The sequence below is a fragment of the Bacillus cereus group sp. N12 genome (assembly GCF_016483575.1).
Classification (GTDB): Bacteria; Bacillota; Bacilli; order Bacillales; family Bacillaceae_G; genus Bacillus_A; species Bacillus_A toyonensis.
The window spans coordinates 1-12,452 of sequence record NZ_JAEHBO010000011.1; the positions used below are offsets into that span (position 1 = coordinate 1).

Below are 12,452 nucleotides of genomic sequence, written 5' to 3' on the forward strand. Positions count from 1 at the left end.
CATATACACAGAAGTGCAAAACGACTTAAACTATCATCGTCTCTCCCCCTCAATGTGTATATGCTCCTGTATTATCTTGGTCAATTTGATGATGCAGCGCTGCATTTAACCCACTCGCTATTACATTTGCCATATCCTCTATAAAAGCATCTACTTCTTTTGGGGTCACCATTAAATTATGACCGAGAGGAGACAGTACTTCATAGATCAATTTTCTTTTTTCTTCTTCTTCCAACGTACCAATAGCACCTAAAAACATATTCCGACTTTTTTCATCCGGCATATCTTCTTCTGTTAATTTTTTCTTTTCTCCGAATGAAAATCCCGCTGGTAATAAAGACCGTGACGGCTTATGTCCCTCTTTCATCTCTCTTCCAAAGTGCTTCAAAATAAAATCGATCGTATCACTCGTAATAGAAACTGCGTCTACTACAGTTGGAACACCAATCGCAATAACAGGGATTCCTAATGTTTCTTTACTTAGTTCCTTACGTTTATTCCCAACACCAGATCCAGGATGAATCCCTGTATCCGAAATTTGTATCGTACTATTTACACGTTCAATAGAGCGTGCAGCTAACGCATCAATTGCAATTACAAAGTCTGGCTTCGTCTTCTCAATGATTCCATAAATAACATCGCTCGTTTCAATTCCTGTAATTCCCATTACTCCCGGACGAATTGCACTAACAGGCCTAAAACCTTCTTCTATACTTTCAGGCTGCAATTGAAACAAATGTCTCGTTACCAATACGTTTTCTACAACTATCGGTCCAAGTGCATCCGGTGTTACATTCCAATTCCCAAGACCAACAATTAAACAGCTCGCTTCTTTTGTAACGCCAACCTCTTCTAAGAAATAAGAAAATTCTTTCGCAAAAATACGCTCTACCTTTTGTTGCAGTTCCGTATCTTGTTGACGTATACCTTGCACTTCAAGCGTTAAATAATTTCCAGGTTTTTTACCCATCGATTCAGATGCAACTTCATCAATTGTTACTTTTGTAATTGTAATACCCTCTTCTTCCCTCTCTTTTACAATAACTCCTTGTACCCCTTCTTGTTCTTCTTGGCGTTCTTGCAACATTTGATGCGCTTCTACAGCAAGGTCAGTTCTAACACTATATTTACTTAAATCTAATGGTTCTTTCATCGTATCTCCTCCGTAATTCATAGTAAATATCGTTAGATTTCCCAAAGTTATATAAGGTCATTCTTTCCTTTACGTGAAATTTCATTGATATACTATTGCAATTCTCTTCACCGTTTGATAGAATATCACTTGTTCTATGTTAAGAATCGAGTCATTCGATTGCACCAGGGAGGTGAAAAGTATGGCAAACATCAAATCTGCTATCAAACGCGCTAAACTTAGCGAAGAGCGTCGTGCACATAACGCTTCTATCAAGTCTGACATGCGTTCTGCTGTTAAAACTGTAGAAGCTTTAGTTACTAATAACGATCTTGAAAATGCTAAAGAAGCTTTCAAAACTGCTTCTAAAAAACTTGACAAAGCAGCTCGTAAAGGTCTTATCCACCAAAACGCTGCAGCTCGTCAAAAATCTCGCTTAGCGAAACAAGTAAACGCGTAAGGCGTTTAAAAAACGATCCATTTGGATCGTTTTTTTATATACAAAAAAGTTCACGTAACAAGTACATGAACTTTTTTGTATCACTACATATGATTTAGCCGCAGCAGGAAAAACTCAAGCACAAGTTTCTTATCCATTTTCCCCGTCTTCATACTATAATCAGCTTCCGCTAATTCTATAATAACTTTTTTTAATTCTTCAAAAGAGAAAAACTTCGTTTGATTCATCGCCAACTTTACACGATACGGATGTACACCAATATGAGACGCGATTTGATTTTGTCCGTAACCACGTTGTTGCAACTCTTTCACTTGATGCAGCAAGCGGAATTGACTCACTAATAACGCAAGCAATTTAATCGGTTCTTCCTGCTGCGTAAATAATCCATCTAAAATTTGCATTGCACCCGCAATATCCTTTTTCACTACTTTTTCTGTCAAAGCAAATACATTTTGCTCCACAGACTTCGGCACAAGCTCTGTAACAAGTTTCGGTGTAATCTCTCCGCCCATACCAACGCATAACGTTAACTTGTCCATTTCCTTCGCCAACATCGTTACATTACTTCCCACAAGCTCTAATAACAAACTAACAGCTGCATTATCAATATGCACATGTACTTCATCAGCACGAGCACCAATCCATTTCTGAACATCTTGCACTTGCATCGCATTCGCTTCTACTACATCCGCTGTTTTCTTTAATAGTTTTGTAATTTTTTTTCGTTCATCGAGTTTTTCGTAAGGCGCAACAAAAACAAGAATAGAAAATGGAGAAGGTTCACCAATATATTCTTCTAAAATTTTTATATTTTGTTCTAACTTTTCTTTTTGTGAAGTTAAAAAAAGTGGTGATTTCATTAATAGTACTTTCCGTTCCCCAAAAAAAGGAAGTGTACGCGCATCCTCAACCACATCTTCTAAATAGGATTCTTCCAAATCGTATGTCACAACATTAAATTCTCGATCTTCCTCTTCAAGTGCTTCTGTTGTAATAAGCTTTATCGTTTCATTTATAAAAAACGCTTCCGTTCCATACAGTAAATATAACGGAGCAAACTGCTTCTTTTTAATTTTTTTATGTATATCACTCATACTTTTTTCCTACTCCCTAACTTGGCAATATATATTTATACTAATGCCCTAGCTTTTGTTTTACAAGTACAAAGGAACAGGCTTTACAACCCGCCCCTTTATTTATATTAAACGCCACGCAATAAGTCCCGGGTTTCTTATTGGTGTGCGGTAATCACCTTCCCTTTATTATTCACAATAAAAATCCGAGTATAAGTGCCAACTCTTAACATGCTTGGAAACGAAAAACTCATGTCACTTAACGAACTAGAAAGTAGTAAAAATACTCGGTTCCTCTTCATATGGAAATTGTAGATTTTTTTCTGACAATATTTTATACTAAAGTGGAATGTTGGGGAGGGATTCTAAATGAATGATTTTGAACAAAATGTTCAAAGTAAACGCAATGACGCTATTGATTCAGGGGTAGGATTTATCGTCTCATTTGGTTTTTTCGCAACACTTTTCATTATTGCAACTGTTATTAAATTCATCGGTTCTTAAAGGCTGCCATTTCATGGCAGTCTTCTCTTTTTCATCTATTATGTATTTCATCATATGTGATTTTACTTTTAAAGGTTCCGGTTTCCCCTTTAAAAACATAGGAAATAGCACCTTGTTTATCCGTTCGCCATATTTCAGTACCCATCTTCTCAAAACGCTCTATCACCTCCTTATCCGGATGTCCATACCTATTCCGTTCTCCCACAGAAACAATCGCTATACTAGGCTGTATAAGCCTCAAAAAAGGTGCTGTAGATGACGTTTTACTCCCATGATGCGCAACTTTTAAAACATCCGCCCGTAAATATGGATATGTCGATGCTAAAAGTTCCTCTCCCTCTTCTTCTAAATCACCTGTAAACAGCCATGTTAATCCTCCTAATTTGGCCCACATTACAATTGAAGAGTTATTTTCACTTTTTTCTTTCCCTTTCGGAGCTAGTATAAAAAATTCCGCTCCATTTATACTCCAACACTCCCCTTCTTCCACTATACTTATTTTCACTTCTTTTTCTAATGCTTTTTTCTTTAACACCTTTTCTAATACTGTCTCTTGTTTCTTTTGACCAAATACAACTTCTTTTACAGTTATATACGATAATAAATCCGATGCGGCACCTATATGATCCGCATCTCCATGCGTTATGATTAATTTATCAATTGTTTTCACACCTTCCTTTTGCAAAAAAGGAACAAGAATATCGTGACCAACAGAAAATTCATGCTTTTTCCGTTGCCATTCTTCTTTATTTATCCGAAGTGTTCCACCTGTATCAATAAGATAAACCCCTTTATCATATGGAAGTCGAATTAATATTGCATCACCTTGTCCAACATCAATAAATGTCACACTCCCACTCTCGCGAAAATACGGGTATACATAATGACACGTGCTAATAAAAAGAAAGCCACTCATGACTATGAACACAATTTTTTTCGGCATCCCTCTTTCCAAGACGATCAATATACTAATAATTATTACACAATATACAACTATAAGAAGTATGGGTGTTTGCCCGAAAACTAGGCGGGTAAACGGTAAGCTTTCACAGTAACTTAGTAAATTATTAGAAATAATTAAACCTACTGACAGTACATTCGCAAGTCCTTTTGCGAGAAATGGGATAATTGGTATAAATACCAGAATAATAATACTACATGGTAATACAATTATAGATAAAAATGGAACGTATATGAAGTTGAGGAAAATACTATATGGAGAAAAATAACCAAAATGATATAACAAAATCGGGGTACTAACGAGCTGCGAGATAATAGAAATATAAATAGCATTTCGAATTACTCCATTACTACGCCTTAGTAGTATCGGAGCAGATAAAATTAAAGCGAAACTACCTACAAATGAAAATTGAAATCCTATATTAAAAACAAGATATGGGTCGTATATAAGCATACATATAGCCGTTATACTTAAGGCATCTAAACTAGATAAGCGAACAGAACAAATGAAAGCACCCAACAATAAAACACCTGTTATAGAAGCTCTTATAACAGATGGTGATGCGCCTGCTATAATCATGTACACTGGAATACAAACAATTAGAAATACTGTCGCCATCTCCTTCGTCACACCACTTCTCAGTAAAACAAAGTAAACTATCACCATTAACAGAACAATATGCGACCCTGAAATCGCCAATAAATGCACAAGACCAAATTGCTGATACTGTTCTTCAACTTCAAACGTCATTTGTTGTCGGTCACCAAATAATAATGCATTCATAAAAGCACCTGATTGCTCTGGAAACATTTCTGTAACTTTAAAGATTATGTGCTGCCTATAAAAAAGAATCCATTGCACAAATGATAATGATGTTTTTTGGCACTCAGAAATATATGTAGCATGGAATATAAAATGAATATTTTGTTTATATAAATAATCTCGGTAATCAAAACCATGAAAATTCCGAGCAGTTTGCGGTTCTTTCCTCTCACCTTTGAATACACAGGATACTCCCGCATATAATTGTTGTAATTGTTTCTTTTCCAAGGCTGATTTCATTTTGTAACTTAACTGCACTGTATTTTTATTCTGATCTTCAAATTGAAAAGATAGGCGATCCCCATTAATAAGAGGTGTATTTTGTATCACCCCTCTTGTAGCTTCATAGGGCTCCCCTAGAGGCTTATTTTGCCCTTGAACATACGAAGTGTACATAGCACCACTAAAACACGCTATCATACAAAAAATGAAGGTTTTACGCGAAGTACGATATAAACAGAAGAAAACATATAAAACGAAACAACAAGCAATCCATAAAAATGACAAGGAAAAGGCGATTGCAATCCCCATTATAAAAGAGATTGCAATATAGCCCCATTGTTCATGCAACTTATACTCACTCCTTATAGCATCATTTTTGCTTTCGTGAATACATGCTGTAATTCTTCCATTGATAAATTATCTTTTTCGAAAGACGCAAATAATTCTTTTAACTCCGTATAACGTTTTTGCTCCTCTAATGCAGCAATATCATATTCTAGTGGAACGTGCTTCACTGTTACATTCGCTTGTTCAAATAACTCTATGGCGTATGGATGATTTTTATAATCCTGCGCATAATAAACCGCTGTAATACCACTTTGAATAATTGCCTTACAACATTGTAAACAAGGGAAATGCGTAACGTAAATTTCTGCTTCCTCTGTTTTCGCACCAAACTTGGCACATTGTAATAAAGCATTCATTTCTGCATGAATTGTACGAACACAATGATTATCAATGACATAGCATCCATCATCGATACAATGTACCCCACCTTTAATTGAACCATTATAGCCGCCAGCAATAATCCGCTTGTCACGAACGATTGTTGCCCCTACTGCAAGTCTTGTACATGTACTACGTAAAGATAACAAATGACTTTGCGTCATAAAATATTGATCCCACGAAATTCGTTCCATATTTTTCACCTTCTTTTTTGTCTACTTGTAGTGTAGCGAATGAAGAAAAACTTCGTCAATCTTTTACGGAATAATAATTTGATCTTTTATTTTTTCCAAAGACTTCACACCAATCCCATCAATCTCTAATAAATCTTCTATTTTCTGAAACGGACCATGTTCCTCTCGATATTTCAAAATACTTTCCGCTTTTCGAGAGCCAATGCCTGTGATTTTTTCAAGTTGCTCTTTAGAAGCTGCATTTATTTGAACTTTCCCTTCCCCCTTTGAAGAGGTAGCCACATCTTGCACTTGCTCATTTTTATTGGGTACATAAAGAATCATTTGGTCTTGTACAATTTGTGCTAAATTCACCTTCTTTATATCTGCCTCGGGCAAAAAACCACCCGCCTTTTCAACGGCATCCTTGAACCGATCCCCTTCTTTCATTTCATACACCCCCTCTTTAACAACGGCCCCTTTCATATCAATTAGTATTTTTTTCTGTTCCTTTGCATCTAATATTTTCGGTTTACTTTTTTTCTCTACATCTTTCGCCTGAACATCCGTTGCAATGACCGATCGCTCTGTATGCTGGTTTGTTTTCCAGAAAAAAAGAAAAAGTACAGTTACAATAATAGCTACTAACCCCAACCATTTTTTCGGAAAATCCCACATCATTTTACACCTCTAATCATAAATTTATAACATCATTCATATTGTTTAGGAGAAAGCTGTTACGAAGGAGGGATGAAACATTGAACATAGGAATTATAGGGACAGGAAACATGGGGAATATACTAATCGATGCATTTTTAGAGACCCGTGCTGTCAAACCTTCGTGCCTTACAATCATTAATCGGACGCCTGCCAAAGCATATCATATAAAGGAAAAATACCCTTCTATTCATATAGCCAAAACAATCCCAGAAGTACTCGAACAATCACAACTTATTTTTATTTGCGTTAAACCGAAAGATATATACCCTATCCTACAAAAATATGCTGAATATTTTTCTGATGAAAAGTGCTTAGTTTCTATCACAAGTCCAATATCCCCATCACAATTAGAGACACTTGTACCTTGCCACGTCGCACGTATCATTCCGAGCATTACAAACCGCGCCCTATCTGGCGCATCATTATTTACATTTGGAAGTAAATGCTCTGAAGAGTGGCAACAAAAACTACTTCGGCTATTCAAAAAAATTTCTACTCCACTTGTAATAGAAGAAGATATAACGCGCGTTTCATCTGATATAGCAAGCTGCGGCCCTGCATTCTTTAGTTATTTATTACAATGTTTCATTAACGCTGCTGTAGATAAAACAAATATTACACATGAAGAAGCTACTACTTTAGTAAGTGAAATGGTCGTTGGAATGGGGAAATTACTTGAAAAAGAGATTTTCACATTACCTACCTTACAAGAAAAGGTATGTGTCAAAGGCGGCGTTACAGGAGAAGGTATTCTAGTTTTAGAAGAACATGTTGGAGATATGTTTCATAAATTAATCGAACGGACACACGAGAAGTTTGATGAAGATTTAAAATGCGTTGATCAGCAATTCAATAAACACACATAATAAATACGCCATCGCCATTCCAAATCCTTTTTATTAATACGTATCTTTTTTATGCTACATTTTCACTAAAACTAGCATTTTTGTACTTTACATGTATCATCTTTTTAATATTCTAGAAATAAAATCAAATCTTTTCTAAAAAAACAAAAGCAACCTTATCGGTTGCTTTTGTTTTATCCATTCTTCTTCGCCATAAAAAAGATGCGCTCTGTTTGTTCTGTCACTTCAATTCGTTCAAAGTCTCCTGTGACGCGAAGCACTGTAAATCCAGCCTCTTCAAGCCATTTCGTTAATTCTTCAACCGAATATGCTCGTTGCACGTGACATTCATCAAAACGATGATATACATCTTCTTCTGGATCTTGTACAAAGAATGTCAAATCATGTTCCACACTATTGGATTCTTCTCCAGGGAAACAGTTCCAAATAAGTGATATTTCCTCGCCATTCACTGTATATGTTTCATTTTGAAATACGTGATGTATTTTATATAAAGAGTGTACGTCGAATAAAAACAAGCCATCTTGACGTAAATGATGGAAGACTCTTCTAAACGTTTCTTGCACTCCACCTTCTTGCAATACATAGTTTAACGAATCACAAAAGATTGTTACACAATCAAATTCACCAGGAACATCAAGTTCTCTCATATCTTGTTGATAAAAAGGAAGAAAATAACCTTCTCCTCCTAATTTCTGCTGTGCGACAGTTAACATTTCTTCTGAAAGATCGACACCAGTTAAATCATAACCTTTTCGCATAAGCGGTAGTGTTACGTTACCAGTTCCACATGCTACATCAAGAATTTTTGCCTCTTTCATGCCCGCATGCTGCAAACTTTCCTCTGTGAACTCTACCCATTTATCATACGGGACATCATTCATCAGTTCGTCATACAGTAATGCAAATTGTTCGTATTTCATTGATCTAACTCTTCAGTAATATCTTCACGTGGTACATCGCCCCATAGACGCTCTAAATTGTAGTGATCACGCTCATCTTTATGGAATACATGAGCAACCACATCACCAAGGTCTACTAATACCCAACGAGCCTCATCAAAACCTTCCATACGTTGTACATTAATTTCGAATTCATGCGCCTTCGCTTTAATTTCACGCGCAATTGCTTGCACCTGTTTATCAGAGTTTCCGTGACAAATAATGAAATAGTCTGCAATTGGTGAAATCCCTTGCATATTTAGTACAACCATATCTTCTGCTCTCTTATCATCAGCTGCTTTTGCTGCTAATACTAATAAATCTTTATCTTTCATTTAATAATTTCCTCCTTGATAACTGCATTGTATGTTTGGAATGTTAATGGATAAATCGTTTGATCTTTTTCCATTAAAAATTGAATTGTTCGCTTTAAAGCAAACAGTAACGCTTGATTTATATCTTTATATGCGAGTTTTCTCGCTTCTTCTACACCAGGAAACTTACGCCCCGGCTCAATGTAATCTGCTACATAAATCACTTTATCTAACATCGTCATTTTCTCATGACCACTTGTATGGTATGTAATAGCTTGCAAAATTTCAGGATCCGTAATGCCTACTTCTTTTTCTACTAAGTATGCCCCAACAGGTGCATGCCATAACTCTTTGTTATAGTGAAGTAGATCCTTCGGCAAACCTTCCCTCTTAATAATCTCTTCCATTTCTGAAATCGCTCTACATTTTGCATAATCATGAAAGATAGCAGCTGTTTCTGCCTTTTTCTCATCTACATCATATAAACGAGCCAGTTCAATCGCTGTTTCCATTACACCTATTGTGTGTACATAACGCTTTTCATGCATTTGTTGTTTAACAATATGAAGTGCTTCCTCACGATTCATACAACCCATTCCTCTCGATATATACCTGTACTTTTTCCGGAAGTAAATATTTGCACGTTTTCTTCTCCATATACCTCTCACGTAACAAAGAAGAAGAAACTGCAAACTCTGGAATTTCCACTTTTACAATATTATAAGGCGTATGCAATGTATAACCTGGTCTCGTAACTCCAACGAAAGTTACAAGTGTAAGTAACTTTTCAATGTTATACCACTTTGGCAAATACTCAACCATATCTCCACCAATAATAAAGTGGAACTGCACATCCGGATACTTTTCCGTTAATTGTAACATAGTGTCATACGTATAAGATGGGCCTTCTCTGTTTAGCTCTTCTAAACAAATTGAAAAGTATGCTTCTTCCTCAGTCGCAAGCTCTAACATCTTTAAACGACTTTCTACACTTGTAATATTCCGCCCTTGTTTATGTGGCGGAATTTGATTTGGCAGGAACCATACTTCTTCCAAGTCCAAAGCGTGATATACTTCATTTGCAATTAGCAAATGCCCATAATGAGGCGGATCAAATGTACCGCCAATGATGCCAATTTTTCTCAAAAGAAACGCCCCTTCCTTTTACATACAGCAACTCTCTTCCTATCAATTCGAAGAGAGTTCACTGTTAATAAAAGTTCAATTGGTTTCGCTCTCTACATCATTAAGCACTAGCAATAAAAGTACCGCATGCTAATCTTTTTATCGAGGAAGCTTAATTTGTTTATTTTCTCTTGATTCTTTATATAAAACAATTGTGCTTCCAATTACTTGAACGATTTCAGCACGTGCACCTTGTGCAAGTTCTTCTGCAACTTCACGACGATCGAATTCACAATTTTGTAGCACGCTCACTTTAAATAATTCACGAACCTCTAATGCTTCTCCAATTTGTTTCACCATATTTTCATTTACGCCGCCTTTTCCAACCTGAAAAATTGGTGTTAAATGATGTGCCTGTGCACGTAAAAATCTTTTTTGTTTTCCTGTTAACATATAATTAGCCTCCAAGCTTTCTCATTACTAATTGTTTCATTCTATCAATATTTGGCACGCGTCCTGTCCACATTTCAAATGCAAGTGCCCCTTGATAAACAAACATATCAATACCATTTTGAATGATTGCACCTTGCTCTTTTGCCTCACATAAAATTTTCGTTTCAAATGGATTATAAATTATATCTGATACAATTGTTCCTTCTTTTAACGAACAAATTTGTAATGGCGTATGTTCGACATGCGGATGCATACCTCTTGTTGTCGTCTGAATGATAATATCATAATTCCCTTGTTCTTCTGTCGCTTTTTCTAACGATAAAGCAACAGAATGAACATCAGCCGCACATGCAGCAATAAGTTCTTTCGCCTTATCGACTGTACGATTTGCTACATCAATTTCTTTCACACCTACATCAGCAAGAGAAAAATAAATAGCTCGGCTAGCACCACCAGCGCCAAGTAATAAAATACGTTTCTCTTGAAGTGGTTCACTACTAATTGACTGTAAGGCTCGGACAAAACCGATTCCATCTGTATTGTAGCCAATTAATTTTCCATCCTTATGAACCACTGTATTTACTGCACCAATTTGCCTTGCTAGTGGGTCAATCTCATCCAAATAATCCATAATAGCAACTTTGTGCGGAGTTGTTACATTAAATCCTGAAATACCTAACGCTTTTAAACCTCTTACTGCTTCCCCTAGCCCTTCTTCTACAAGAAACGCATGATAATGGGCATCCATATTCAAGTGTTCAAATGCATCGTTATGCATAACGGGCGATAATGAATGTCCAATTGGATTTCCGATTACACCATATAATTGTTTCATAAATCCCTCTCCATATTAAATTAAAGATTTACGCAATGAAACACTTACTCCTTTTGGTACGTGAGCAACAATTTTTGCTCCTGATTCGTTTACAGTAACCCATCCTAATCCAGAGAATACAACGTCCGTTTTCGGTTCACGAATATTAAACTCGTATTTCACCAGCTCAGGCATATTTTCTAATTCTTCTGGTGTTGGCGGGCTTAGTAAATCTCCGGCATGATTTTTATACAATTCATCTGCTTTCTCAAGCTTTGTACGATGAATTGTTAAACGATTTGAGAAGTGACAAGTAAACGCACGACGACCACCACTTACATAATCAAAGCGTGCCAATCCACTAAAGAATAATGTTTGTTCCTCATTTAATTGGAATACCATCGGCTTAATTTCTTTTGTTGGTGTAATAAGCTTTAAGCTTTCCTTTCCAACATAATGAGCCATTTGATGGTGGTTAATAATACCTGGCGTATCATATAAAGAAGATTCTTCGTCTAATGGAATATCAATTAAGTCAAGTGTTGTTCCTGGGAAATGAGATGTTGTAATTACATTTTCAGTCTCATCACTAAATTCTTTAATCATACGATTAATAAATGTAGATTTTCCTACATTCGTACATCCAACAACGTAAACATCTTTGCCGTCGCGATAATACTCAATAGCATCCGCTAATTCAGCAATCCCTTGTCCCTTCGCTGCACTAATTAAAAAGACATCCTCTGGCTTTAATCCTAACTGCTTTGCACTATAGCGCATCCAATGCTTTACTTTATCATGTTTTACTGACTTAGGAATTAAATCCGCCTTATTTCCTACAAGTAATACTTTATTATTTCCTACGAAACGATGTAAGCCAGGTAACCAGCTACCATTAAAATCAAAAATATCTACAATCTTGACTACTAATGCATCTGACCTTCCAATTCCATTTAGAATGCGTAGGAAGTCATCATCTGTTAGCGATACATCTTGAATTTCATTGTAATGTTTCAAGCGAAAACAGCGTTGACAAATCACTTGCTCTTTTTCTAAAGATGAGGCAGGCGCATACCCAACTTCATTTTTATTTTCTGTTTGAATTTCTACACCGCAACCAATACATTTAATTGTTTCAGTCAAACT

Annotated in this window: 15 protein-coding genes; 3 read left to right on the forward strand and 12 right to left on the reverse strand. The window is 36.1% G+C overall.

Annotated features, from left to right (window positions below; genetic code table 11):
* Positions 1 to 49: 49 nt before the first annotated feature.
* Positions 50 to 1,153 carry a GPR endopeptidase gene (gene gpr / locus JDS92_RS08350; protein WP_000662628.1) on the reverse strand — a complete coding sequence of 368 codons (1,104 nt, stop codon included), beginning with the start codon at positions 1,151 to 1,153 and terminating at the stop codon, positions 50 to 52.
* Positions 1,154 to 1,334: 181 nt separating this feature from the next.
* Here gpr and rpsT point away from each other — a divergent pair, with 181 nt between their 5' ends.
* On the forward strand, positions 1,335 to 1,592 hold the full coding sequence (gene rpsT, locus JDS92_RS08355) for a 30S ribosomal protein S20 (RefSeq protein ID WP_001274011.1): 258 nt from the start codon (positions 1,335 to 1,337) through the stop codon (positions 1,590 to 1,592).
* 83 nt (positions 1,593 to 1,675) lie between these two features.
* Here the strand turns inward: rpsT and holA are convergent, their stop codons facing one another.
* A complete protein-coding gene (holA, locus tag JDS92_RS08360; RefSeq protein ID WP_199631807.1) occupies positions 1,676 to 2,686 on the reverse strand; it encodes a DNA polymerase III subunit delta in 1,011 nt (336 codons plus the stop codon).
* Positions 2,687 to 3,034: 348 nt separating this feature from the next.
* Between holA and JDS92_RS08365 the strand changes: the two genes are divergently transcribed.
* Positions 3,035 to 3,169, forward strand: a complete 135-nt coding sequence (locus tag JDS92_RS08365; protein WP_000997609.1) for a YqzM family protein — start codon at positions 3,035 to 3,037, stop codon at positions 3,167 to 3,169.
* A gap of 31 nt (positions 3,170 to 3,200) precedes the next feature.
* On the opposite strand, the gene JDS92_RS08370 is transcribed toward JDS92_RS08365, so the two are convergent.
* The 3 genes from JDS92_RS08370 to JDS92_RS08380 form a co-directional block, all read right to left on the reverse strand.
* Positions 3,201 to 5,522 carry a DNA internalization-related competence protein ComEC/Rec2 gene (locus tag JDS92_RS08370; protein ID WP_098137353.1) on the reverse strand — a complete coding sequence of 774 codons (2,322 nt, stop codon included), beginning with the start codon at positions 5,520 to 5,522 and terminating at the stop codon, positions 3,201 to 3,203.
* A gap of 14 nt (positions 5,523 to 5,536) precedes the next feature.
* Complete coding sequence (locus tag JDS92_RS08375) at positions 5,537 to 6,094, reverse strand: ComE operon protein 2 (protein ID WP_000439772.1); 558 nt, start codon at positions 6,092 to 6,094, stop codon at positions 5,537 to 5,539.
* A 63-nt stretch (positions 6,095 to 6,157) separates the two neighbouring features.
* Positions 6,158 to 6,754, reverse strand: coding sequence for a helix-hairpin-helix domain-containing protein (locus tag JDS92_RS08380; protein WP_000989943.1), 597 nt, complete (start codon positions 6,752 to 6,754; stop codon positions 6,158 to 6,160).
* Between the two features lie 77 nt (positions 6,755 to 6,831).
* Here JDS92_RS08380 and comER point away from each other — a divergent pair, with 77 nt between their 5' ends.
* On the forward strand, positions 6,832 to 7,659 hold the full coding sequence (gene comER / locus JDS92_RS08385) for a late competence protein ComER (RefSeq protein ID WP_001020545.1): 828 nt from the start codon (positions 6,832 to 6,834) through the stop codon (positions 7,657 to 7,659).
* A gap of 173 nt (positions 7,660 to 7,832) precedes the next feature.
* Here comER and JDS92_RS08390 read toward each other — a convergent pair whose 3' ends face one another.
* The 7 genes from JDS92_RS08390 to yqeH all read right to left on the reverse strand — a co-directional run bounded on the left by JDS92_RS08390 (position 7,833) and on the right by yqeH (position 12,449).
* Positions 7,833 to 8,582: a class I SAM-dependent methyltransferase gene (locus tag JDS92_RS08390; protein WP_097958101.1), complete on the reverse strand. Its 750-nt coding sequence runs from the start codon at positions 8,580 to 8,582 to the stop codon at positions 7,833 to 7,835.
* Positions 8,579 to 8,935, reverse strand: a complete 357-nt coding sequence (rsfS, locus tag JDS92_RS08395; protein WP_000653199.1) for a ribosome silencing factor — start codon at positions 8,933 to 8,935, stop codon at positions 8,579 to 8,581. Before rsfS ends, JDS92_RS08390 begins: the two co-directional genes overlap by 4 nt.
* Positions 8,932 to 9,501, reverse strand: a complete 570-nt coding sequence (gene yqeK, locus JDS92_RS08400; protein ID WP_001078252.1) for a bis(5'-nucleosyl)-tetraphosphatase (symmetrical) YqeK — start codon at positions 9,499 to 9,501, stop codon at positions 8,932 to 8,934. The genes rsfS and yqeK overlap by 4 nt, the downstream gene beginning before the upstream one ends.
* Positions 9,491 to 10,060: a nicotinate-nucleotide adenylyltransferase gene (locus JDS92_RS08405; protein ID WP_001226034.1), complete on the reverse strand. Its 570-nt coding sequence runs from the start codon at positions 10,058 to 10,060 to the stop codon at positions 9,491 to 9,493. The genes yqeK and JDS92_RS08405 overlap by 11 nt, the downstream gene beginning before the upstream one ends.
* Positions 10,061 to 10,198: 138 nt before the next feature.
* A complete protein-coding gene (gene yhbY / locus JDS92_RS08410) occupies positions 10,199 to 10,492 on the reverse strand; it encodes a ribosome assembly RNA-binding protein YhbY (RefSeq protein WP_000955228.1) in 294 nt (97 codons plus the stop codon).
* Positions 10,493 to 10,496: 4 nt separating this feature from the next.
* A complete protein-coding gene (aroE, locus tag JDS92_RS08415; RefSeq protein ID WP_000812081.1) occupies positions 10,497 to 11,327 on the reverse strand; it encodes a shikimate dehydrogenase in 831 nt (276 codons plus the stop codon).
* Positions 11,328 to 11,342: 15 nt separating this feature from the next.
* The gene (gene yqeH / locus JDS92_RS08420) at positions 11,343 to 12,449 is read right to left on the reverse strand and encodes a ribosome biogenesis GTPase YqeH (protein WP_000140803.1); all 1,107 of its coding nucleotides are present in this window, start codon (positions 12,447 to 12,449) and stop codon (positions 11,343 to 11,345) included.
* Positions 12,450 to 12,452: the final 3 nt, after the last annotated feature.

Bases quoted from the DNA above. Each gene is read 5' to 3' on its own strand.
- gpr (WP_000662628.1), bottom strand. From the start codon at position 1,153: ATGAAAGAACCATTAGATTTAAGTAAATATAGTGTTAGAACTGACCTT.
- rpsT (WP_001274011.1), top strand. From the start codon at position 1,335: ATGGCAAACATCAAATCTGCTATCAAACGCGCTAAACTTAGCGAAGAG.
- holA (WP_199631807.1), bottom strand. From the start codon at position 2,686: ATGAGTGATATACATAAAAAAATTAAAAAGAAGCAGTTTGCTCCGTTA.
- JDS92_RS08365 (WP_000997609.1), top strand. From the start codon at position 3,035: ATGAATGATTTTGAACAAAATGTTCAAAGTAAACGCAATGACGCTATT.
- JDS92_RS08375 (WP_000439772.1), bottom strand. From the start codon at position 6,094: ATGGAACGAATTTCGTGGGATCAATATTTTATGACGCAAAGTCATTTG.
- JDS92_RS08380 (WP_000989943.1), bottom strand. From the start codon at position 6,754: ATGATGTGGGATTTTCCGAAAAAATGGTTGGGGTTAGTAGCTATTATT.
- JDS92_RS08390 (WP_097958101.1), bottom strand. From the start codon at position 8,582: ATGAAATACGAACAATTTGCATTACTGTATGACGAACTGATGAATGAT.
- rsfS (WP_000653199.1), bottom strand. From the start codon at position 8,935: ATGAAAGATAAAGATTTATTAGTATTAGCAGCAAAAGCAGCTGATGAT.
- yqeK (WP_001078252.1), bottom strand. From the start codon at position 9,501: ATGAATCGTGAGGAAGCACTTCATATTGTTAAACAACAAATGCATGAA.
- yhbY (WP_000955228.1), bottom strand. From the start codon at position 10,492: ATGTTAACAGGAAAACAAAAAAGATTTTTACGTGCACAGGCACATCAT.
- aroE (WP_000812081.1), bottom strand. From the start codon at position 11,327: ATGAAACAATTATATGGTGTAATCGGAAATCCAATTGGACATTCATTA.